20 protein-coding genes are annotated in these 21271 nt (G+C 60.9%); 11 read left to right on the top strand and 9 right to left on the bottom strand.

All coding sequences use genetic code 11. The features are described 5' to 3' along the window. Nucleotide 1: 1 nt before the first annotated feature. On the top strand, nucleotides 2-1327 hold the full coding sequence (locus B9Z49_RS10680) for a 3-deoxy-D-manno-octulosonic acid transferase (RefSeq protein WP_108353410.1): 1326 nt from the start codon (nucleotides 2-4) through the stop codon (nucleotides 1325-1327). Between the two features lie 58 nt (nucleotides 1328-1385). Here B9Z49_RS10680 and B9Z49_RS10675 read toward each other — a convergent pair whose 3' ends face one another. The 7 genes from B9Z49_RS10675 to B9Z49_RS10645 form a co-directional block, all read right to left on the bottom strand. Further along, nucleotides 1386-2699, bottom strand: coding sequence for a TolC family outer membrane protein (locus tag B9Z49_RS10675; RefSeq protein WP_108353409.1), 1314 nt, complete (start codon nucleotides 2697-2699; stop codon nucleotides 1386-1388). A gap of 47 nt (nucleotides 2700-2746) precedes the next feature. Then, the gene (locus B9Z49_RS10670) at nucleotides 2747-3076 is read right to left on the bottom strand and encodes a rhodanese-like domain-containing protein (RefSeq protein WP_108353408.1); all 330 of its coding nucleotides are present in this window, start codon (nucleotides 3074-3076) and stop codon (nucleotides 2747-2749) included. A gap of 8 nt (nucleotides 3077-3084) precedes the next feature. Next, entirely contained in the window at nucleotides 3085-3744 is a 660-nt protein-coding gene (locus B9Z49_RS10665; RefSeq protein ID WP_108353407.1) for a protein-L-isoaspartate O-methyltransferase, read from the bottom strand. Nucleotides 3745-3787: 43 nt separating this feature from the next. Beyond that, nucleotides 3788-6943 (bottom strand): efflux RND transporter permease subunit, encoded by a 3156-nt coding sequence (locus B9Z49_RS10660; RefSeq protein WP_108353406.1) that lies wholly within the window; start codon nucleotides 6941-6943, stop codon nucleotides 3788-3790. Nucleotides 6944-6956: 13 nt separating this feature from the next. After that, nucleotides 6957-8132 carry an efflux RND transporter periplasmic adaptor subunit gene (locus tag B9Z49_RS10655; protein ID WP_108353405.1) on the bottom strand — a complete coding sequence of 392 codons (1176 nt, stop codon included), beginning with the start codon at nucleotides 8130-8132 and terminating at the stop codon, nucleotides 6957-6959. Between the two features lie 27 nt (nucleotides 8133-8159). Further along, nucleotides 8160-8804 carry a TetR/AcrR family transcriptional regulator gene (locus tag B9Z49_RS10650; RefSeq protein WP_233254593.1) on the bottom strand — a complete coding sequence of 215 codons (645 nt, stop codon included), beginning with the start codon at nucleotides 8802-8804 and terminating at the stop codon, nucleotides 8160-8162. A 131-nt stretch (nucleotides 8805-8935) separates the two neighbouring features. Then, nucleotides 8936-10123 (bottom strand): acyl-CoA dehydrogenase, encoded by a 1188-nt coding sequence (locus tag B9Z49_RS10645; RefSeq protein ID WP_108353403.1) that lies wholly within the window; start codon nucleotides 10121-10123, stop codon nucleotides 8936-8938. Between the two features lie 100 nt (nucleotides 10124-10223). On the opposite strand from B9Z49_RS10645, the gene B9Z49_RS10640 reads away from it, so the two are divergent. The 6 genes from B9Z49_RS10640 (at nucleotide 10224) to B9Z49_RS10615 (ending at nucleotide 15743) form a co-directional block, all read left to right on the top strand. Continuing rightward, nucleotides 10224-11102: a LysR family transcriptional regulator gene (locus B9Z49_RS10640; protein WP_108353402.1), complete on the top strand. Its 879-nt coding sequence runs from the start codon at nucleotides 10224-10226 to the stop codon at nucleotides 11100-11102. 177 nt (nucleotides 11103-11279) lie between these two features. Further along, nucleotides 11280-11813 carry a peptide-methionine (S)-S-oxide reductase MsrA gene (msrA, locus tag B9Z49_RS10635; RefSeq protein ID WP_108353401.1) on the top strand — a complete coding sequence of 178 codons (534 nt, stop codon included), beginning with the start codon at nucleotides 11280-11282 and terminating at the stop codon, nucleotides 11811-11813. A gap of 76 nt (nucleotides 11814-11889) precedes the next feature. Next, nucleotides 11890-12129, top strand: coding sequence for a hypothetical protein (locus tag B9Z49_RS10630; protein ID WP_108353400.1), 240 nt, complete (start codon nucleotides 11890-11892; stop codon nucleotides 12127-12129). A 25-nt stretch (nucleotides 12130-12154) separates the two neighbouring features. Beyond that, nucleotides 12155-12571, top strand: a complete 417-nt coding sequence (locus B9Z49_RS10625; protein WP_108353399.1) for a DUF2946 family protein — start codon at nucleotides 12155-12157, stop codon at nucleotides 12569-12571. 78 nt (nucleotides 12572-12649) lie between these two features. After that, entirely contained in the window at nucleotides 12650-14704 is a 2055-nt protein-coding gene (locus B9Z49_RS10620; RefSeq protein WP_108353398.1) for a TonB-dependent receptor, read from the top strand. Nucleotides 14705-14807: 103 nt separating this feature from the next. Next, nucleotides 14808-15743, top strand: coding sequence for an AEC family transporter (locus B9Z49_RS10615; protein ID WP_233254592.1), 936 nt, complete (start codon nucleotides 14808-14810; stop codon nucleotides 15741-15743). Between the two features lie 55 nt (nucleotides 15744-15798). Here B9Z49_RS10615 and pdxH read toward each other — a convergent pair whose 3' ends face one another. Together pdxH and B9Z49_RS10605 are read right to left on the bottom strand one after the other, a co-directional pair. Further along, the gene (pdxH, locus tag B9Z49_RS10610; RefSeq protein WP_108353396.1) at nucleotides 15799-16431 is read right to left on the bottom strand and encodes a pyridoxamine 5'-phosphate oxidase; all 633 of its coding nucleotides are present in this window, start codon (nucleotides 16429-16431) and stop codon (nucleotides 15799-15801) included. Nucleotides 16432-16560: 129 nt separating this feature from the next. Further along, nucleotides 16561-17175, bottom strand: a complete 615-nt coding sequence (locus B9Z49_RS10605; RefSeq protein ID WP_108353395.1) for a gamma-glutamylcyclotransferase — start codon at nucleotides 17173-17175, stop codon at nucleotides 16561-16563. 51 nt (nucleotides 17176-17226) lie between these two features. Here B9Z49_RS10605 and B9Z49_RS10600 point away from each other — a divergent pair, with 51 nt between their 5' ends. The 4 genes from B9Z49_RS10600 to B9Z49_RS10585 all read left to right on the top strand — a co-directional run bounded on the left by B9Z49_RS10600 (nucleotide 17227) and on the right by B9Z49_RS10585 (nucleotide 21229). Beyond that, on the top strand, nucleotides 17227-17469 hold the full coding sequence (locus tag B9Z49_RS10600; protein WP_199225036.1) for a hypothetical protein: 243 nt from the start codon (nucleotides 17227-17229) through the stop codon (nucleotides 17467-17469). A 167-nt stretch (nucleotides 17470-17636) separates the two neighbouring features. Next, the gene (edd, locus tag B9Z49_RS10595) at nucleotides 17637-19502 is read left to right on the top strand and encodes a phosphogluconate dehydratase (protein WP_108353394.1); all 1866 of its coding nucleotides are present in this window, start codon (nucleotides 17637-17639) and stop codon (nucleotides 19500-19502) included. Beyond that, entirely contained in the window at nucleotides 19493-20140 is a 648-nt protein-coding gene (locus tag B9Z49_RS10590; RefSeq protein ID WP_108353393.1) for a bifunctional 4-hydroxy-2-oxoglutarate aldolase/2-dehydro-3-deoxy-phosphogluconate aldolase, read from the top strand. Before edd ends, B9Z49_RS10590 begins: the two co-directional genes overlap by 10 nt. Nucleotides 20141-20245: 105 nt before the next feature. Further along, nucleotides 20246-21229, top strand: coding sequence for a tripartite tricarboxylate transporter substrate binding protein (locus B9Z49_RS10585; RefSeq protein ID WP_108353392.1), 984 nt, complete (start codon nucleotides 20246-20248; stop codon nucleotides 21227-21229). Nucleotides 21230-21271 lie beyond the last annotated feature (42 nt).

The raw sequence follows: 21271 nt of genomic DNA, 5'->3' as shown, positions 1-21271 counted from the left end.
GATGGACTTGTCTTGGACAGAACGCCTGGCGCTGTGGGCCTACGGCGTCATGATGCGTGCCTTGCAGCCCTTGCTGCGCCGCAAACTTCGACGCCGGGGCCAGCAAGAGCCTGGTTATTTGATCAACATGCCCGAGCGCTTTGGCTTTTACGATGGCTTGGCGCCTGAGCCCGGGCGCATCTGGGTGCATGCCGTTTCCTTGGGGGAGACACGCGCTGCGGCCATCCTGATCGAGGCCTTGCGCGCTGTTTGGCCCGACATGCGCTTGTTGCTGACCCACAGCACCGCTTCCGGTTGGGTGCAGGGTCAGTCCTTGCTGCGCTCAGGCGATGCACAGGCCTGGTTACCCTGGGATACACCCGAGGCCACTCGCGGCTTTTTGCTGCACCATCGGCCCCGGCTGGGCATCCTGATGGAGACCGAGGTCTGGCCTGTGCTGGTGCAAGCCTGTGTGCAGGCACGGGTGCCCTTGGCGCTGGCCAATGCCCGGCTGAATGCCAAATCGCTGCGTTCGGGTTTGCGCTGGTCGATGCTGTCGCGTCCGGCATACCGGTGCTTGAGTGCGGTGTGGGCACAAAGTCCTCAAGACAGGGCACGCCTTGAGCATTTGGGCGCTACGGTGCAGGCGGTGTTGGGCAACCTCAAATTTGACGTAAAACCCCAGCTGGATGCGCAGGCCTTGGCCCAAGTCTGGCGCAAACAATGGCATTGCAATGGCAGCCCTTGCCCGGTGGTCATGTTGGCCAGCAGCCGAGAAGGTGAAGAGGCTTTGTGGCTGCAGGCCTTGATGGCCAATGCGGATCGATTGGCCGCGTTCCGGGCGGGGTGTGTGGTCTGGTTGTTGGTGCCCAGGCACCCTCAGCGCTTTGACGAAGTCCACGATTTAATGGCTGCGCAGGGTTTGAGCGTTGTTCGTCGCTCGAACTGGAACGAGGGACAGCCGTTGCCTGTTCATGCAGACAAGGTGCCAGTTTGGCTGGGCGACAGCTTGGGCGAGATGCCGGTGTATTTTCAAAGCGCCGATATGGCCTTGCTGGGCGGCAGTTTCATGTCATTGGGTGGACAGAACCTGATCGAGGCTGCTGCCTTTGGCTGCCCGGTCATCATGGGCCCGCACACCTTCAACTTCACCGAAGCCGCCCAAAACGCAGAGCAAGCGGGGGCTGCGGTCCGTGTCAGTGATATGGACAGTGCGCTGGACCAGGTGGTGCGTTGGCTAGGGCAACCGACTGAACTGGAAAACGCCCGTCAAAAAGGGCTGGATTTGGTGGCCCAAAGCCGGGGTGCTGCCCAGCGCTATGCCCAGGCAATGGCAGGACTGCTCTGAAGCCATGCCGGACTAGTAAGCCAGGCGTTCGTTTTCCCCAGAAGCAGGGCAATGCCGCTTATTTTTGCAGCAAGCCGCTGACTGCCTGCAAATCTGCGTATTGCAAAGTGCCGCTGGACTGGCGCAGCCGCAACTGGCCCAGCAGCACATCGTGGCGGGCTTTGGCCAGGTCGCGTTTGGTCTGGAACAGCTGGCTTTGGCTGTTGAGCACATCGATGTTAATGCGCACGCCCACCTGGTAGCCCAGTTTGTTGGCATCCAGGGCGCTTTGGCTGGAGGCTTCGGCCGCTTGCAAGGCCTTGATCTGGCTCAGGCCTGATTGCACGCCATAAAAGGCGGTGCGGGTGGCTTGGGCCACATTGCGCTGGGCTGCTTCCAGATCGTTGCGAGCCTTGTCTTGCAGGGCCACGGTTTCCAGGATGCGGTTTTGACTGGCTTGGCCGGTGTACAAAGGCATATTGAAGGCCACCCCAATGGTGGCGACATTGGTGTTGGGCTGAGTGATTGCACCGTTGCGGTAGCGTGTCATGCCGAAGCTGGCGTTCAGATCTGCGGTGGGTTTGAGGGCGGCTTTGGCTTTGTCGATTTCCAGTTGTGCCACTTCCAGCGCAATGCGGGCCTGTGCCAAGCTGGTGTTGTTGGCTTCGGATTGAGCCACCCATGAATCGACCGTTCCACTGTGCAGACGGGCGATGTCGGCTTCAGTTTGCAATCCCAGGGGCTTGATCTGAGCGGTGCCCACGGTTTGGTCGAGTGCCAGCCGTTTGACCTGCAGGTCGTTTTCAGCGGCAATTTCTTGCGCTATGACCAGGTCAAAACGGGCCTGGGCTTCACGGGTATCGGTGATGGTGGCGGTGCCGACCTCAAAGTTGCGCTTGGCGGCGGCCAGCTGTTCAGACACTGCTGACTTTTGCGCTTGGACGAAGTTCAGGCTTTCTTGCGCCGTCAGCACGTCAAAGTAGGCTTGGCTGGTTCGCACCATCAGTTCCTGCTCTGCTGCGTTGAGCTGGGCCTGGGCCAAGTCCTCCTGTTTGAGGCCTTGTTGAAAGGTGATTTGATTGGCCGGCCGATAAAGGGGGTGGCTGGCATTGAGGGACAAACTACCCGTACCAAACTCCCCACTGCCCACCGCGTTCGACAGGTTGCTCAAGGAGGATTCCGATAAATTGCCGCCCAGGCCTGCTGAGGGGCGCAGCAACGCCCTGGCTTGGTCGGCCTTGGCTTGTGCAGCCTTGTATTGCGACTGGGCCGACTTGTAGGTGGCATCGTGTTTTTTGGCCGCCTCGTAAAGCGTGGCCAGGCTTTGAGCTTGTGCGGAGCCTGCAAAGGCGGTCATCAAGGCCAAAGTCAGGGGCAGGGTGCGCAGTTTCATTGCATATCTTTGTAAAAATGTCGGTCCCACAGGGGTCAAAATCTGATTCAATAAACGGGGATGCTGGGGTCCAGTTGCGCCGACCAGGCATGAATGCCGCCGGCCACATTGACCACCTCAAAACCTTGCTGTATCAAGAAGCTGGCCACTTGCATGCTGCGCGAGCCGTGGTGGCACAGGCAGGCAATCGGTCGGTTTTTATCGAGTTCGTGCAAGCGTGCCGGAATGGTTTGCATGGGCATGTTCAGCAGGTCCATGCCTTCAGGCTGGGCGCTGGCGGTTTGCACCTCCCAGCCCTCGCGCACATCGAGCAAGACAGGACGCTGTTCCTGTTGGCTGGCCCATTCAGCGATTTGGGCTGGATAGATTTGCTGCATGGGATCTCTCAGAATTTGAAGCGCGAGGGCTCGACAAAGCCAGACAGGCGTGGTGCGTTGCAGTCCCATGGCTCGGTGGTGGTCCAGCTGTTGTCATGGGTGCGGCTGATGAGGGTGGCACGCATCATCGGTTCGTCGCCCACGATGGCGGCGAGGCGCCCCCCCACAGAGAGTTGCTGCAACAAGGCGGCGGGCACTTCGGCCACGGAACCACTGATCAGGATCACGTCAAACGGACCGTCGGCGGCAGATCCTTGGCTGCCATCGGCTGTGCGTACCACCACGTTGGTCACGCCGGCCTTTTGCAAGTTGGCTTGGGCCTGCGCGGCCAAAGCCGGGTCGATCTCCAGGCTCAGCACGCTGGCCGCCTGATGCGCCAGCAAGGCAGCCATGAAGCCCGAGCCGGTGCCAATGTCCAGCACCTTGTCGGTTTTTTGCACAGCCAGGTCTTGCAACAACCGAGCCTGCACGCGCGGGGCGAGCATGACCTGGTGGGGCTGGGTGCCAAGCGGTATCTCCATGTCGACGAACGCCAGCGCCTTGTGCGCCAGGGGCACAAAGTCTTCTCTGCGAACGGTGGACAGCAAGGCCAGAACTTGCGGGTCCAGCACCTCCCAAGGGCGGATTTGCTGCTCAATCATGTTGAAGCGGGCCTGGTTCAGATCCATTTTTATTACTCCTGCGGGGGTCTTGATCAAATATCTGTTGATTTTAAGGGGCGCTCGTGTCCTGAGCCCGACGGGCCGGAGCAAGGCCTGCCTTGGCACGCAGCCATTGGGCCAGATCGTCCATGTAGCAGTACACGACCGGTACCACCACCAGCGTCAGCAACGACGAGGTGATCACCCCGCCAATGACGGCCTGGCCCATGGGCGCGCGTTGCTCGGCGCCTTCGCTCAGGGCAAAGGCCAGCGGCACCATGCCGAAAATCATGGCCAAGGTGGTCATCAAAATCGGGCGCAGCCGCACCTTGGCCGCCAGCAGCAGTGCTTCGCTGCGCTCCAGGCCGTCCTCGCGGGCGCGGATGGCAAAGTCCACCAGCAAGATGGCGTTTTTGGTGACCAGGCCCATGAGCATGATCACACCGATGAGTGAGAACATCGACAAGGTCGAGCGAAACGCCATCAGGGCCAGTACCACGCCAATCAGTGTCAGCGGCAGGGAGGTCATCAAAGCCAGGGGCTGCAGGAAGCTTTTGAATTGGCTGGCCAAGATCATGTAGATGAAGATCACCGCCATGACCAGGGCCGACAAAGCGTAGCTGAAAGACTCGCCCATGTTTTTGGTCGAGCCACCAAAACTGTAGCGGTATCCGGGTGGCAGGTTCAGGCTGTCCATGGCTTTGCGCACATCGGCCGAGACCTCGCCTGCCGAGCGTCCGAACACGTTCGCATTGATGGCCACTTCGCGCATCATGTCGCGCCGGTTGATTTGGTTGGAACCGGTGGTTTCGCTCACCTTGGCCACTTGGCCCAGGCGGACGATGCGTGGGCTGCCATCGGCGGCGGGTGCCACCATGAAGGGCAATCGTTCCAGGTCTTGCGGGCTGTTGCGGGCTTCGGGTGCCAGACGCACGTTCACGTCGTAGGTCTGGTCGTCGGGGGCACGCCAGTTGCCCACCGTTTGCCCCGCCACCAAAGTGCGCAAAGGCCCCGCCAATTGCGCCGTGCCCAGGCCCAGGTCCGATGCCACGTCGCGCAGCACCTCAACGCCGATGACAGGTTTATTGGGTTTCACGCTGGAGTCCAGATCCACCAGGCCTGGGATGTCGCGCACCTTGGCCAGCGCCAGCAGCGCCAGGCGCTCCAGCTCTTTTTGGTCGGGGCCTTGCAGCGAAAACTCGACTTGCTTGTTGCCGCCAATGGCGTCGAGCAAACCGGCATGCGTGACCGCGATGCCGGGCACTTGTTTCAGGCGTTCGCGCAGCACGGCCGACATCTGGTCGGCGTTGCGACTGCGGTTTTTGCGGTCAACCAAACGGATGTACAGGTTGACGTTGTTCTTGCCTTGGGCGTTGGCGGTGTTGATGGTGCTGACCGTGTAGCGCACTTCCGGGAAGTCGCGCAGGATGGCCTCGACCTGGCGTGTTTTGGCCTCGGTGGCTTCGAGCGAGGTGCCTACTGGGGTTTCGAACTTGACCGAGGTTTCGGAAAAATCCGCTTTGGGCACGAACTCGGTGCCCAGCAGCCGGACCATGAACACGCTGGCCACGAAAATACCCAGCGCCAGAAACACGGTGGACTTTCTGTGCACCAGTGCCCAGCGCAAGATGCCCTGGTAGCCATCGGCCATGCGCTCTGTGCCCCGGTCAAACCAGCCGGTCACGCGGCCAATGCTTTTGTCGTACAAGCTCACAGGCGCCTGGTTTTTGCCATGCGTGTCGATGGCCGGGTCATGCCAGATGCTCGAGAGCATGGGGTCGAGGGTGAAGCTGACGAACATCGAGATCATCACGGCCGCCACGATGGTGATGCCGAATTCGTGGAAAAACTTGCCGATGATGCCTTCCATGAAACCGATCGGCAAAAACACCGCCACGATGGACAAGGTGGTGGCCAGCACGGCCAGGCCAATTTCTTGTGTGCCCTCCAAAGAGGCCTTGTAGGCGCTTTTGCCCATTTGCACATGGCGCACGATGTTCTCGCGCACCACGATGGCGTCGTCGATCAGCAGACCCACACAGAGGCTCAGCGCCATCAGCGTGATCATGTTGATGGTGAAGCCGAACATTTGCATGAACATGAAGGTGCCGATCAGCGAGATCGGCAGCGTCAGGCCTGTGATGACCGTGGAGCGCCAGGAGTTGAGGAACAAAAACACGATCAGCACCGTGAGGATGGCCCCTTCGATCAGGGTCTGGCGCACGTTGTTCACAGATACGCGTATGGGCCGTGAGTTGTCGGTGATGGGCTCGAGCTTGATACCCGGCGGCAGTTGGCCTTTCAACTCGGCCACGGCCTTGACCAGGCCATCGACCACCTGGATGGTGTTTTCATCCTGCGACTTTTGCACCGACATCAAGAGCGTGCGTTGGCCGTTGTAGAGCGCCAGGTTTTCCAGCTCTTGTGCGCCGTCTTTCACCGTGGCCACTTGCGACAAGCGTATGGGAGTGCCGTTTTTGCGTGCCACGATGATGCGGCCAAAGTCCTCGGGCCTTTGCATGCGAGAGCTGATCTGCACCATGCGCTCTTGCTCCAGCGAGCGGATCGCGCCCACGGGCAAGTCCTGGTTTTCGTTGCGTACAGCGGCCACCACCTGCTCGGCGGTCACACCCAGGGCCTCCATGTTGGCCGGTTGCAAATACAGGTTGATTTCGCGTTTGCTGCCGCCCACCAAGGTGACCGAGCCCACACCACGCACGTTTTCCAGTCGCTTTTTCAGCACCTGCTCGGACCAATTGGTCAGCTCGACCGCGGTGAGTCGATTGCCATCGGGGATGACCGCCAGCGACCAAACGGCGCGGCTGGAAGGGTCAAAGCGCAGCACCCGGGGCTCTTTGATTTCGGTGCGCAGCAAGGGGCGAAGCGAGGCGACTTTTTCGCGCACATCTTCGGCCGCTTTACGGCCGTCGATCTGCAACTGAAACTCCATGATCACGACGGACTGGTTTTCATAGCTGCGCGAGGTCAGTGCGCTGATGCCCGCGATCGAGTTGACGCCTTCTTCGATTTTTTTGGAGACTTCGCTTTCCACAATCTCGGGTGACGCACCAGGGTATTCGGTGCTGATCACCACCACCGGAAAGTCGATGTTGGGGAATTGATCGACTTTGAGGCGCTGGAACGAAAAAATGCCCATCACCACCAGGGCCAACATGACCATGGTGGCAAACACCGGGTTTTGCAAACTGACGCGGGTGAACCACATGTTGTAAACCCTGCTATTTCGTTGCGCTGGAGGGCGTGGCCTGCGCCGCAGTCGGGGCCAAATCTGACTTGGCCGTTGCCGTGAACTTGACTTGCACCCCTTCGCGCAAGGCCCCCACGCTGCCCGACAACACTTGCTGGCCTTCGGACACGCCGGTCACGGCCACCAAGTTTTGTCGCTCACCTTCGCTGCGCTCACCGGTCCGCACCGTGATGTGGGCGACCTTGCCCTCCTGCACCACCTGCACATAGGGCTGCGGTTTGTCGGTGCGCACACTGCTCACGGGCACTGCCAGCACCTGCAGGCTTTGCGTGCCCAAACTGCCCTGGGCAAACAGGCCTTGTCGCAAACCTTCGCGGCCTTGGACACCCAAATAAACCACGACGCTGCGGCTGCCCATTTGGGCGCTGGGGTTGATGCGCAAGACCTTGGCCGGCACCGGCTGGGCCACACCTTCCACCTGCAACTGCGCTGTCATGCCCACCCGCACGCGACTGGCGTCTTCGGCTGTCAGGGCGGCTTCTATCTCCAGTTGCGAGAGGTTGATGACCTCGATCAGCCGGGCCTCGATGGCCACGCGCTCGCCAGGTTGGGCCAAGCGTTGCGCCACCACGCCCGTCAGGGGCGAGCGAAGCGTGGCGTCGGCCAGTGACTTGTCGGCCAGGTCCAGCGCTGCCAGTGCCGCCGCGTGCGTGGCCTTGGCACCGTTCAGGCTGGCCTGGGAGTTGAGCAGGGCGGTTTGGGAAATGAAGCCTTGGTTCACCAGTGCCTGGTTGTTATCAAACTGGCGCTGGGCAATGTCCACTTGGGCTTTGGCCGAATCGGCTTGCTGCTGTGCTTGGCGCACGCGCGCTTGGTATTCTGAGGGGTCAATGCGGGCGATCACCTGCCCAGCTTGCACGCGGTCGCCTTCACGCAAGCTGAGCTCTTGCAGCTCACCGGCTACACGGGCCTTGACGATGGCGCTTTGGGTGGCTTTGAGGGAGCCTGATACGGCGATGCCCAAGCTCAGGGTTTGGGTCTGGGCGGTGAACACGTCGGAGGCGGCCAGCTCGATGCTGGGCACCGCTGCGGCGGTAGAGGCCGTCGGGGCGGTGGCGGTTTGGCGCTGGCTGGCCCAGCGGGCACCGCCTGCAACGAGTGCGGCCGCAGCCACGGTCGAGAGGATCCAGAGGGTTGATTTTTTCATGGTGAGACGGGTGTGATCCGGTGAGGATCAGGGTTTCGACAGGCCTCGAGCCAACAATTGTGCATGTTGTGAGATGAAAGCTTCCGGGTCAATTTGCTCATGGCTGGGGCAGCACGGCCCCATGGAGTGCTTCCACATCACCAAAAACAGCAGAGGGGACATGACCGAGTGCAGCGCCAGTTCCACATGGACGGCACGGAACTCACCCCGGTCAATGCCGCGCTGCAAGGCGCTGCGCACCAAGGCGTGGGCGGGCGTGATGACTTCAGTGCGAAAAAAATCAGCCAGGTCCGGAAAGTTGTTGGCTTCGCTCATCACCAGTTTGGAAATGCCTGAGGCCTTGGTCGCGCCGTAGCGCCGCCACCACTGCAGCATCATCCATTCGATCAATTCGCTGCTGCTGCCCTGATACTGCGCCACCTCGGCCGCACCCTGAGCCACGGGGGCGACCACGTTTTCGCGGACCACGGCCTTGAAAAGGTCTTCCTTGCTGGGAAAGTACAAAAACAAAGTGCCTTTGGACACACCAGCCCGTAATGCCACCTCTTCCACCCGGGTGGCGGCAAAGCCTTTTTCAACAAACAAGTCGAGCGCTGCTTCGAGCAATTCGCCCGGGCGGTCTTGTTTGCGTCGTTCGCGTTTGTGGGGTGCGTGGGGGTCGGCGGGGATCACGGGCAACTTAATGACTGAAGGGTTATTAATGTACGGTTTACGCAGTTCTTCGTCAAGGCGCAAGGATACTCTGGACCCGCAACAAAAAAGGCTGCCCATGGGCAGCCTTTTAGGTGGTTGAGAGTCAAGCTTCAATTGGAGAAAGCAGGAATCCCGGTGATCGCGCGGCCCAAAATCAATGCGTGCACATCGTGTGTGCCTTCGTAGGTGTTGACCACTTCCAGGTTCACCAGGTGGCGGGCCACGCCGTATTCGGCGCTGATGCCGTTGCCGCCCATCATGTCGCGCGCCATGCGGGCGATGTCCAGTGCTTTGCCGCAGCTGTTGCGCTTGAGGATGGAGGTCAGGTCCACCGAGGCGGTGCCTTCGTCCTTCATGCGGCCCAGGCGGAGGCACCCTTGCAGGCCAAGGCTGATCTCGGTCAGCATATCGGCCAGTTTCTTCTGGATCAGCTGGTTGGCGGCCAAGGGGCGGCCAAACTGCTGGCGGTCCATCACGTATTGGCGAGCGCGGGTGTAGCAGTCTTCGGCAGCGCCCAGAGCACCCCAGGCGATGCCGTAGCGCGCGCTGTTGAGGCAGGTGAAGGGGCCTTTCAAGCCGCGCACTTCAGGAAAAGCGTTTTCTTCAGGGCAGAACACTTCGTCCATGACGATCTCGCCGGTGATCGAGGCACGCAGACCCACCTTGCCGTGCACAGCGGGGGCCGACAGGCCTTTCCAGCCTTTTTCCAAAATGAAGCCGCGGATCTGGCCGCTGTCGTCCTTGGCCCAGACCACGAACACGTCGGCGATCGGGCTGTTGGTGATCCACATCTTGGCACCGCTCAAGGAGTAGCCGCCGGGCACTTTCTTGGCGCGGGTGATCATGCTGCCGGGGTCCGAGCCGTGGTTGGGTTCGGTCAGTCCAAAGCAGCCGATCCACTCGCCACGCGCCAGCTTGGGCAGGTATTTTTGTTTTTGGGCTTCAGAGCCAAAGTCGTTGATGGGCAACATCACCAAAGACGACTGCACGCTCATCATCGAGCGGTACCCGCTGTCCACGCGCTCGACCTCGCGGGCCACCAAACCATAGCAGACGTAGTTCAAGCCCGCACCGCCGTACTGCTCCGGTATGGTGGCACCCAACAGGCCCAGCTCGCCCATCTCGCGGAAGATGGCCACGTCGGTGGTTTCGCTCAAAAAGGCATCGGTCACGCGGGGCAGCAGGCGATCTTGGCAGTAGGCGCGGGCCGCTTCTTGCACCTGACGCTCGTCATCGGTCAATTGCGCGCTGAGGTTGAAGGGGTCTTCCCAGCTGAAGGTGTTTTTGGTGGTGGCCATGGTGGGTGTCTCCGTAAAAAAATCTTGAAGCCGATTGTCAGGTCGTGATGAATAGTTGTCTAATATTGATTGCCTATCTATCAATACATTATTTTAATTCATGGAATTTCGTCACCTGCGCTATTTCCTCATGTTGGCCGAAGAGTTGCACTTTGGCCGTGCGGCCCAGCGCCTGTCGATTTCGCAGCCGCCGCTTAGCCTGAACATCCAGCAGCTCGAAGCCTCGGTGGGGGCGCAGCTGTTCACCCGCAACAGCCGGGGGGTGCAGCTCACGGCGGCGGGCCAGGCCTTTGTGCCCGCTGCCCGGGCCTTGCTGGCGCAGGCCAGCGCGGCAGCACGAGAGGCCCGCGATGTGGCCGAGGGCCAATCCGGCCAGCTGCACATCGGTTTTGCCGGGACCATGCTGTACTGCGGCCTGCCGCAAATCCTCAGCCGCTTTCAAAGCAGCCACCCGCGTTTGCGCCTGGTGCTGCGCGAGCTGAGCTCGTCCGAGCAGCTGTCCGACTTGTTGCGCGAGCGCCTGGATGTGGGTTTTGTGCACACGCCTCGGGTGCCGCCGGGTTTTGAGCAGATTTTGGTGGCCAGTCAACCTTTGGTGGCCTGTTTGCCCGCCAGCCACCCTTTGGCGGGGGCGGCCAGTGTGGGCCTGGCTGAACTGGCCGGGCAAGACCTGGTGGTTGTGTCCCGCACCGTTTCGCCCGATTACCACGAGCGCATCGTGATGCTGTGCGAACAGGCCGGCTGGATGCCGCAGGTGGTGCACGAGCTGCGCCATTGGCTGAGTGTGGTGTCCTTGGTCTCGCAAGGTTTGGGCGTGGCGCTGGTGCCGCAGGCCCTGCAGCAGTCAGCGCTGGCGGGCGCAGTGTTTGTGCCGCTGCGCGATGTCGATGCACGTTACGACACACGATGCCTGTGGCGCAGCGACCGAGACCAGACGGCGCTGGGGGACTTTGTGCAGGCGGTGCTGCAAGGCCGATAATCCTTGGGTATTCGATGTCATCGCCTCAGGGCGGGGCATCGATTTTTGTAGGAGCCCACCCCGTGGGCGATGAGCCTTTTGCGCTGCCTTCATGGCTTTGCCGGTCAGTTGCTTCGTGGGCCATTGTGTTCACGGCTTGGCTTTTCCCCTCCCTCGTCTGATTTTGAAGGAACCCACATGACCCAAACCCTGACCTTAGGCGGCGGCTGTTTTTGGTGCACCGAGGCGGTGTACGTCAAGGTGCGCGGTGTGACCGACGTGGAGTCGGGTTATTGCAACGGCCAGACCATGGCCCCAACTTACGACGAAGTCTGCACCGGCCGCACAGGCCACAACGAAGTGGTCAAACTCGAATACGACCCCGAGCAAGTCAGCACCCGCGAGCTGCTGGAAATCCTCTTTGTCATCCACGACCCGACCACGTTGAACCGCCAGGGCAACGACACGGGCACGCAATACCGCAGCGGCATTTACTTCACCACACCCGAGCAGGCCGAAGAGGCGCGGGCGATGATCGCCGAATTGACGGCTGCCCGCGCTTTTGTTCAGCCCATCGTGACCGAGGTGCTGGCCCTGGCCAACTACAGCGCGGCCGAGGACTACCACCAAGACTTCTTTGAGCGCAACCCCTACCAGGGCTACTGCATGGCCGTGGCCGCGCCCAAGGTGAGTAAATTCAAAAAGACGTTTGCGCGTCTGGTGCGTGAGTGACAATATTGGCAGCCGGTATCGGCCGATGTCCGATTGAAAGCTTGTCACCACAAAGCCAATTACCCGAAGAAAACCCATGAACAAAATTGCCTTTTTTCTTGCCGCCATGAGCTTGTCTTGGGGGGTCTTGGCACAACACAGCACCAAAGAAGTCCAGGAAGACATTGCCCGACACCGCGCCATGGCCGAGGCCCACGAGGCGGCGGCCAAATGCCTGGAGTCCGGCAAAAAACCGGCCCAATGCAACAAAGAGCTGCAAACCGCCTGCAAGGGCTTGGCGCTGGGCAAATACTGCGGCATGAAGCACGCGCATTGATGCGCCGCTGTCCACCTGAGTTGTCATGAGTTTTTCGCGTTCACGCCTGCCTGTTTGGCTGCACACCTTGCTGGTGGCGGCCTTGCTGTGGGCCCCGCTTTGGGGGCATCTGCACAACATTGGGCACGGCATTGAGCATGGCCGTGACCACGGGACTTTGCAGGCGATATCGGCCCCGGATGGGCTGGACGAGGCACATGCGGGGCCTGCGCACGATGAACATCGGCACGAAGGGCATTCAGACGCCCTGGGTCATGAGGTCGACGCCGATCTGTGCCGTGTGCTGGATCACCTGTCCCAAGCCGAAAGGCTGAGTGCAACGTGCTCACCCGGCCTGGCCCCGAGGGTGGCCATGGTGCCCCCCATTTTTCGGGTGGCTTTTTCTCCGGACCAAGACCTCTGGTCCTCGGCGCAAGCCCGTGCGCCGCCTGTGTTGATTTGAATCCCTGATCCTGTCTGGCTGGCTTTCCGTCTGTGGCGGAAGGCGCTTGCCTGTTCCTGTTTTTCAAATCACACCGTTATGACACATTCTTTTCAGCTTTCGGCCTTGGCTTATGCCTGCTTGGCCACTTTGTCTTTTTCAAATGCCTGGGCGCAAAACGCCGCACCGGGCGTGCCCAGCGAAATTGTCATCACCGGCAACCCCATGGGGCGCGACAGCACCACCGTGCCGGTCAGCACCATGGGCCGCGCCGACCTGCTCGAACGCGGGCAAAGCACTTTGGGCGAGACCCTGAACGGCTTGCCAGGCGTGTCCAGCACCTACTTTGGTCCCAACGCCAGCCGCCCCGTCATTCGCGGGCTTGATGGCGACCGCATCCGGGTGCTGAACAACAGCGCCTCCAGCCTGGACGCCTCTGCGCTCAGTTATGACCATGCGGTGCCTTTGGACGTGCTGTCCACCGACCGCATCGAGGTCTTGCGCGGTCCAGCCGCCTTGCTCTATGGCGGCAGCGCCGTGGGCGGCGTGGTCAACGTGATCGACAACCGCATCCCGCGCGCACCGATCTCGGGCGTGATGGGCAAGGCCCAGCTGCAAGCGGGCACAGGCAATGACGAGCGCAGTGTGGCCGGATTGATAGAGGCGGGTAACGAACGTTATGCCCTGCACCTGGATGGTTTTGACCGCCGCACAGGCGATGTGCGGGTGCCAGTGTCGCTTGATTGCACCCAACCCGGCTCGCCTGCCAACGCCCGGCGCATTTGCAACTCCGCCAGCACCGCCCGGGGTGGCGCTTTCGGGGCCAGCACCTTCTGGGACCACGGCTATTTGGGCGCATCGGTCAACACCTACCAAAGCGATTACGGCACCGTGGCCGAAGACGAAGTGACGATTGGCATGAAGACCACCCGCTACGCGCTGGAGGGGCAAGTGCGCCAACTGTCAGGCTGGTTTGACAGCGTCAAAGCCCGCCTGAGCCACACCGATTACCGGCATACCGAGTTTTTCAACGGCGGGCCTGAAACCGTTTTTTCAAACAAGGGGCAAGACCTGCGCATCGAGGCGCGCCATCGCGCGCTGGCCGGTTGGCAAGGCGTGCTCGGTGTGCAGACCGAATCGAGCCGCTTTTCTGCGGTGGGTGACGAAGCCTTTGCGCCCTTCAGCCGCACACGCAGCCAAGCCCTTTTTGTGCACGAAGAGTTGCCCACCGCCTGGGGCCAAGTCACGGCCGGGGCGCGATGGGAGTCGGTGCGGGTCGAATCCTTGGGCAACCCCGAGCTGGACCGTTTTGACGAGGGCATCGGTGCCAAAAAATTCACCCCCTTCAGTGTGGCCGCTGGGGTGGTCTTTAAGTTGTCGCCCACTTGGTCTTTGACCAGCAATGCGGCTTTGTCGCAGCGTGCGCCCAAAGACTATGAGTTGTTTGCCAATGGCCCCCACCTGGCCACCCATGCATGGGAAATCGGCAACAAAGACTTGGGCTTGGAAAAGTCCAAGAGCCTTGATGGTGGTTTGGCGTGGAAGTCGGGCCCGAACCGCATGGTCGTGACAGCATTTGCCAGCCAGTTTGCCAATTACATTGGCTTGATGAACACGGGCGAGTACCGGGGCGAAGAGGGCGAACCCGTCGGACCTGAAGCAGCTGATGATGAGGGTGTTTTGCCATTACAGCTTTACCAAGGCGTGAGGGCCAAATTCCAGGGTCTGGAAGTCAACGGTCGTCAGCGTCTATGGCAAAAAGTCTCAACACTTGATCTGGACTGGCGCGCCGACACGGTGCGGGCCACCAACAGCAGCACGGGGGAGCCCTTGCCGCGCATTGCGCCCATGCGTGTGGGTGCCACGCTGGTGCATAGCCATGGTCCCTGGAGTGCCAAGCTGGGGGCTGACTGGCATGCCGAGCAAAAGCGCGTGCCCGAAGGCAGCGTGGCCACGGGGTCGTACACCCTGGTCAACGCCAGCGTGTCTTACCGCCAAAAGCTAGACGCCACGGTGCTGAACTGGTTTGCCCGCTTGGACAACCTGACCGACCAACTGGCCTACAGCGCCAGTTCCATCCTCACGAGCACGGCCTTTGGCAAGTCGCCTTTGCCGGGTCGCAGCTTCAAGTTGGGGGTTCAGGCCACGTTTTGATGGCCTGCGTGGCGTCGCCTAAGGGGCGGCGCTACTTGGTTTCCGCCGTTCGAGAGGGCTGGCTTACCGAGATAATCCAGGGATGAACCTTGATCATCCCGTCATGTCCTCTCTTTTGCCCGTGGTGCTGCTCATCTTGATGGGCTCTGTCGCGGGCAAGGCCAAGCTCATGCGGCCCGAGTCGGTGCGCGATTTGTCCAACCTGGTGTTTCTGGTGCTGACGCCAGCGCTGCTGTTTCGCACCATGAGTTCGGTGCACCTGGAGCGCCTGGACATGCGCCCGGTGTTCCAATACTTTTTGGTGGCGGCGGTGCTGTTTTTTGCCATGTTGGTCGCCTATGGTCGCGATTCGCGCGCTTCGGTGTTGGCGTTGGCCGGCATCTTCAGCAACACCTTGATGATCGGCGTGCCCCTGATAAGCCTGGCCTATGGTGAGGCGGGCCAGGTTTTGTTGTTCACCCTCATCTCCTTGCATGCGCTGTTGCTGCTGACCATGGCCACTGTGGTGTTGGAGTTGCAAATGGCCAGCGAGCAAGCCGCTGCTTCTGGCCAAAAAGGGCAACTGTGGCGCACTGTGGGCCAGGCCATCCGCAGCGCGGTGTTGCACCCTGTGCCGTTGCCCATCATCGTGGGCCTGCTGTATGCGCAAACCGGCTGGGGCTTGCACCCGGTCATTGACAAACCTTTGCAATTGTTGGGCAGCGCCTTTGGCCCTATCGCACTGGTGCTGGTGGGCATCACACTGTCGCAAACCCCCGTGGGCAAAAACCTCTCAGCAGTTGTGCGGTTGTCTTTGGTCAAGACCGTTTTGCACCCCGCTCTCATGCTGGCTGTGGGTTGGGCTTTGGGCATGCGCGGGCTGGCCTTGTCGGTGATGGTGGTGGTCGCCGCTTTGCCCATTGGAGCCAACGTGTTTTTGTTCTCGCAGCGTTACCACAAGGCAGAAGACACTGTCACTGCTGCCGTGGCCATCTCCACGCTGATGGCCCTGTTGGGCATCTCTCTTGCCATGGCCTTGCTGACCTTGTTACCAGCCTAATCTCACCAGGACAGCCAGGCGCAGTGCCGTGTGGTGCTTGTTCGTCGTAAGCGCTTCAGGGGGCCAGTCGCTCGCGTAGCCACTGATCGCCTGCGGGTGTGTAACGCAAGCGGTCATGCAAACGGCTTTTTCGGCCTTGCCAAAACTGCCATTGGTCAGGCACCAACCGGTAGCCACCCCAGTGGGGTGGGCGGGGCGGCTGCAGCATGAATTGCGCTGCGTATTTGGCAGCGTTGGTCACCAGCACGGTGCGCCCGTCGATAACCTGGCTTTGTGGTGAAGCCCATGCGCCAATGCGTGAATCGAGTGGTCGGCTGTGGAAATAAGCGTCGCTTTCTTCGTCGCTGACCTTTTCGACCCGGCCTTCGATGCGCACCACGCGTTCAAGCTCAACCCAGTGGAACTGCAGCGCTGCAAAGGGATTACCCGCAAGCTCTTGGCCTTTTTGGCTGTCGTAATTGGTGTACCAGACGATGCCGCGCGCATCACAGCCTTTGATCAGCACCACCCGCGTACTGGGGCGCAGGTTGCTGGCCACGGTGGCCAGCGTCATGGCGTTGGGTTCGGGCACTTCGGAGGTGATGGCCTCTTGCAGCCATTGCTCAAATTGCTTCAAGGGGTCGGCGTGGGAGGCGTTTTCGTTGAGCTCTGCTTTTTCGTAGCTCTTGCGCAGGTCGGCGATGTTCATGGTGCAAGTATATGGAGATGGCCTTTTGAGGCTTTGAGCCAGCGCAATAGGGGTGTTTTGAGCTTAATGGATGCCGTTGGCCCTGACTGGCACGGGTGGATCATCCGCACCACGCACCACGCTCAACGCTCAGTCGGCGTGGCGCAGCAAAGCGGCCAAGGCCCGGTCTTCGATGCCGTGGGCTTGCAGGCTGCGGTAGGTCTGCAAGGCATAGTCAAACGTGGTGCCAAAGCGGCCGCAAGCTTGCTGAAAAATTTGCCGATAGCTCTCGGCTGATAAGTGCCCGGTGTAGCTGGGGCTGCTGCGGGGCAATGTGAAGGCCAAGGCCCGTACCGTGCCTTGTGGGGTGGCGCAGGGCAGCCAGCTGGGGGTGTAAATATCCATGGGCATTTCCCGCTCCCACAACCGCACCAATACCGCGTCGGCCTGGTCTCGGGCCACTCGGTAAGCCACGCCTTGGCAACTGCCGCCGGGCAACAAGGCAAACACCAAACCTGGGCACTCGGGGCTGCCCCGGTTCAGACGGCTCCACATTTTCAGGGCGCGGTGCCACCCCCAAACGCGTGAGAGGTGCTGCTCCTGCGCTTCGAACTCGGGGCGCCACAAAAGAGAGGCGTAGCCAAACACCCACAAATCTTGGCCAGCGGTTTGCGCCCTGAAGTGGTCGAGCAAATCGCCCTTGAAGTGCGTGGGGCTACTGTCAGCGGCTGGCGCTTGGGCTGTGACGGCTTGGATGTCGGTCATGTGCAACGAGGCCCTATTACAATATTCCTATTATTTTCGGAGAAAAAACCCATGTCGACCCAAGAAGATGACAACCAACCCGTGGCTTTGGCCGTTGTTGCCGCAGCAGTCTTGCTGGCCGTGGGCCTGGCAGTCGGCTTTGGCATTGCCAAAAGCAAAAAAACAACACCGGCAGTGCCAGCGGCAGTATCAGCGCCAGTAGCCGAAGCTTCTGCGCCAGCAGCAGACGCATCAGCGCCCGCAGCGGAAGCCTCTGCAGCGCCCGCCGCCGCGAACGCATCCGCTGCCAAGTAACGCGTCACGGGCCTGCCAAAAACCCGCCTTAGCGGGTTTTTTTACGGCGCTCAGCTGTCTTCAGTAAGTTGTACCCTGTCCGTAACTTGCCAAACGCGCTAAAGCAGGGGAACGCGGTTACCATCGGTCATGTAATTTAGTTACTACGCCTCATCCGGCGTCAAAACATGACACTTCACCCGACTTTGGTGTCCGTCACAGCCCGCATCACCGAGCGCAGCAGACCCACCCGCCAAGCTTATTTGCAGCAAGTCGAGGCTGCCGCCGGTCGGGACCCCGGTGCTCAGCGCCTGGGATGCGCCAACGTGGCCCACGCCTTTGCCGCCATGCCCGAGGGCGACAAGAGCCGCGCCACGGCGCTCGACAAAATCAAGGTGTTGGCTCCTCGAGCACCCAACATCGGGATCGTCAATGCCTACAACGACTTGCTGTCGGCCCACGCTCCGCTGCAGCATTACCCCGATCTCATCAAAGACGAAGCCCGAAAGCAGGGCGCCACGGCCCAAGTGGCTGGGGGCGTGCCCGCCATGTGCGATGGCGTCACGCAGGGCACGCCGGGCATGGAGCTCAGCCTGTTCAGCCGCGACGTGATCGCCATGTCCACGGCCGTCTCTCTCAGCCATGACGTGTTCGACGCCGCCTTGATGCTGGGTGTGTGCGACAAGATCGTGCCGGGCCTGCTCATTGGCGCTTTGCAATTTGGCCATTTGCCCACGGTTTTTGTGCCTGCTGGCCCCATGACCAGCGGCTTGTCCAACAATGAAAAATCCAAGGTACGCGAACAAGCGGCTTTGGGACTGGTGGGCCGCGCCGAATTGTTGGAGGCCGAATCAAAGGCTTACCACGGCGAAGGCACCTGCACCTTTTACGGCACGGCCAACAGCAACCAAATGCTGCTCGAAGCCATGGGCCTGCAGGTGCCGGGCACGGCCTTCATCAACCCGGGCGAGGGCGTGCGCACCGAGTTGACCCGCGAAGCGGCCCGCACCGTGCTGGGGCTGGTCAAGGACAAAAACTTCACCCCCATTGGGTATGTGGTCGATGAGCGCTGCATGGTCAACGCCATGGTGGCCCTGCTGGCCACGGGCGGCTCGACCAACCACCTGATCCACTGGGTGGCGGTGGCGCGTGCAGCGGGCATCGTGATCGACTGGGACGACTTCTCGGCCCTGTCGGACGTGGTGCCGCTGCTGACCCGCGTGTACCCCAACGGCAGCGCCGACGTGAACCAGTTCCAGGCCGCAGGTGGTCCGGGCTATGTGATCCGCGAGTTGCTCGACGCCGGATTCATGCACGCCGATGTGCTGACGGTGCGCCCAGGTGGCCTGCGTGAATTTACCCGCATCCCGTCTGCCCAAAATGGCCAGCTGGTCTGGCATGAGGCAGGAGTCAGCCAAGATGACACCGTGGTGCGCCCGGCCAGCAGTCCCTTCAGCGCTACGGGGGGCTTGAAATTGCTGCAAGGCAATCTGGGCCGAAGTGTGATCAAGATTTCTGCTGTGCCCGAAGCGCTGCACTTCATCGAAGCCCCCGCGCTGGTGTTCAATTCTCAGGAAGAATTGCAAGCCGCGTTCAAAGAGGGCGAACTCGACAGCCTGTGCTTGAACCACCCTTCGGGCGGGGTGGTCTGCGTGGTGCGCTGGCAGGGCCCGCAGGCCAACGGCATGCCCGAGCTGCACAAACTCACGCCACCGCTGGCCGTGCTGCAGGGCAAAGGCTACAAGGTGGCGCTGGTCACCGATGGCCGCATGAGCGGCGCGTCGGGCAAAGTGCCTGCCGCCATCCACGTCTCACCCGAAGCCGCAGCAGGCGGCCCGCTGGCCAAAGTACAAGACGGCGATTTGATCCGGATCGACGGCGTGTTGGGCACCCTGCATGTGCTGGTGAGCGAAGCCGAATGGGCCGCCCGCCCACTGGCCCAAATGCCCCCCGATCTGCGCGCCGCCAATGGCGTGGGCATGGGCCGTGAACTGTTTGCCAACCTGCGCCGCAATGCGCTCAAAGCCGAAGAAGGAGCCTGCACATGGCTGTGAATCTGAGTGGAAAACTGACCGCCCTCCAAGTGATGCAAGACGCCCCGGTGATCCCAGTGATCGTGTTGCACGATGTGGCGCATGCGGTGCCCATGGCGCGTGCGCTGGTGGCCGGTGGCATCCGCATGCTCGAAGTCACCTTGCGCACCCCGCAGGCCCTGGCCTGCATGGAAGCGATTGCCAAGGAAGTGGAGGGCGCCGTGGTTGGTGCCGGCACGGTGCGCAGCCCAGCTGACGCCGCAGCAGCCGCCAAAGCCGGTGCCCGTTTTGCGGTAAGCCCCGGCTACACCAAGACAGTCGGCCAAGCTTGCCGCGACCACGGTTTGTCATTGCTGCCCGGTGTGGCCACCGGCAGCGAAATCATGATGGCCCAAGAAGACGGTTACACCGAACTCAAATTCTTCCCTGCCATGCAAGCGGGCGGCCCTGCCATGCTCAAGGCCTGGAGCGGCCCGTTCTTTGATGTGAAGTTTTGCCCAACCGGCGGCGTTACACCGGGTAATGCATTGGAGTTTTTGAGCCTGCCCAATGTGGCCTGCGTGGGTGGCTCATGGCTGGTGCCTGCCGATGCACTGGTCCAAGGCGACTGGGTGCGCATCGAGTCGCTGGCCCGTGCCACACGCCAATGGGTGCGATGACCGCCCCATCTGAGTCAAGCTAACATCTAGGCCTCACGGCCACCTTGCGCGATGACCGCCTGTTGGTCGCTGTCCATCAGGTTCAGCTTAACTCAGGGATTTTGAATGTTAAATTTTTCCGCGCACAGCTTGGTCTTGTTGGCTTTCAGCGTGCTCGCCAGCCTTCACTTGGGTGTACAGGCGCAAACCAGTGCTTGGCCGAATAAACCTGTCAAATTGATTGTTCCTTATGCTGCGGGTGGTCCTGCAGACTTGGTGGCGCGTGAGTTGGCCTTGGTGTTGACAGCCGACCTCAAACAGAGCGTGACCGTCGAAAATCAAGGGGGTGGCATGGGCGTGCCCGCACTGGGTGTTGTGGCGCGCGCTGAACCGGATGGGCATACCCTGCTTTTGGCAGCCTTTGGCAACATGGTGTTGCAACCTATGCTGAGCAAGCGCGGAGGCGCTGACTTGGTGGCCAAGCTCAAACCTGTGTCCACCATCTCGACCGGCCCGCACGTGTTGGTGGTTTCTGCCAAGTTGCCGGTCAAGAGTATTCCAGAGCTCATCGATTTCGCTAAAGCCAACCCCGGCAAAGTGAGTTTTGCTTCTGCAGGCACTGGCGGCACCGCCCATTTGGGCATGGAAATGTTCAAGTTACTGTCTAAAACCAACGTGCTTCATGTGCCCTACAAAGGCAGCTCAGGTGCGGTGAACGATTTGATTTCTGGCGAAGTCAGCGCCATGTTCAGCAGTCTGCCTTCCTTGCAAGGCTTGGCCGATAAGGGTCTGGTCAAAGTGCTCGCCGCCACCTCGCCAAGTCGGTCTGCCGCCACCAAATCATTGCCACTCATGGCCACGACTTTGCCTGGCTTTGACTACAACACCTGGTACGCCATGTATGCGCCTTTGAACACCCCCAAGGCCGTAACGGACAGCATCAACATGGCTTTAACAAAAGCCTTGAAGACACCGGCCTTGGTGGCCAAGATAGAAGCTGCGGGCACAGAGCTGCAGCCAGGTTCAGCCGAAGAAGTCCAAGCCTGGACCCAACGAGATACCGAAAAATGGGCCAAGGTCATTCGTGACGCACAAATAGCGATCGACTAAGACGCCATCGGGGTGTGCAGACATCACCCCATCCATGGCCCG

It is taken from the genome of Limnohabitans sp. 2KL-51 (assembly GCF_003063645.1).
GTDB lineage: Bacteria > Pseudomonadota > Gammaproteobacteria > Burkholderiales > Burkholderiaceae_C > Limnohabitans_A.
This window is presented reverse-complemented; position numbering and strand designations above follow the sequence as displayed.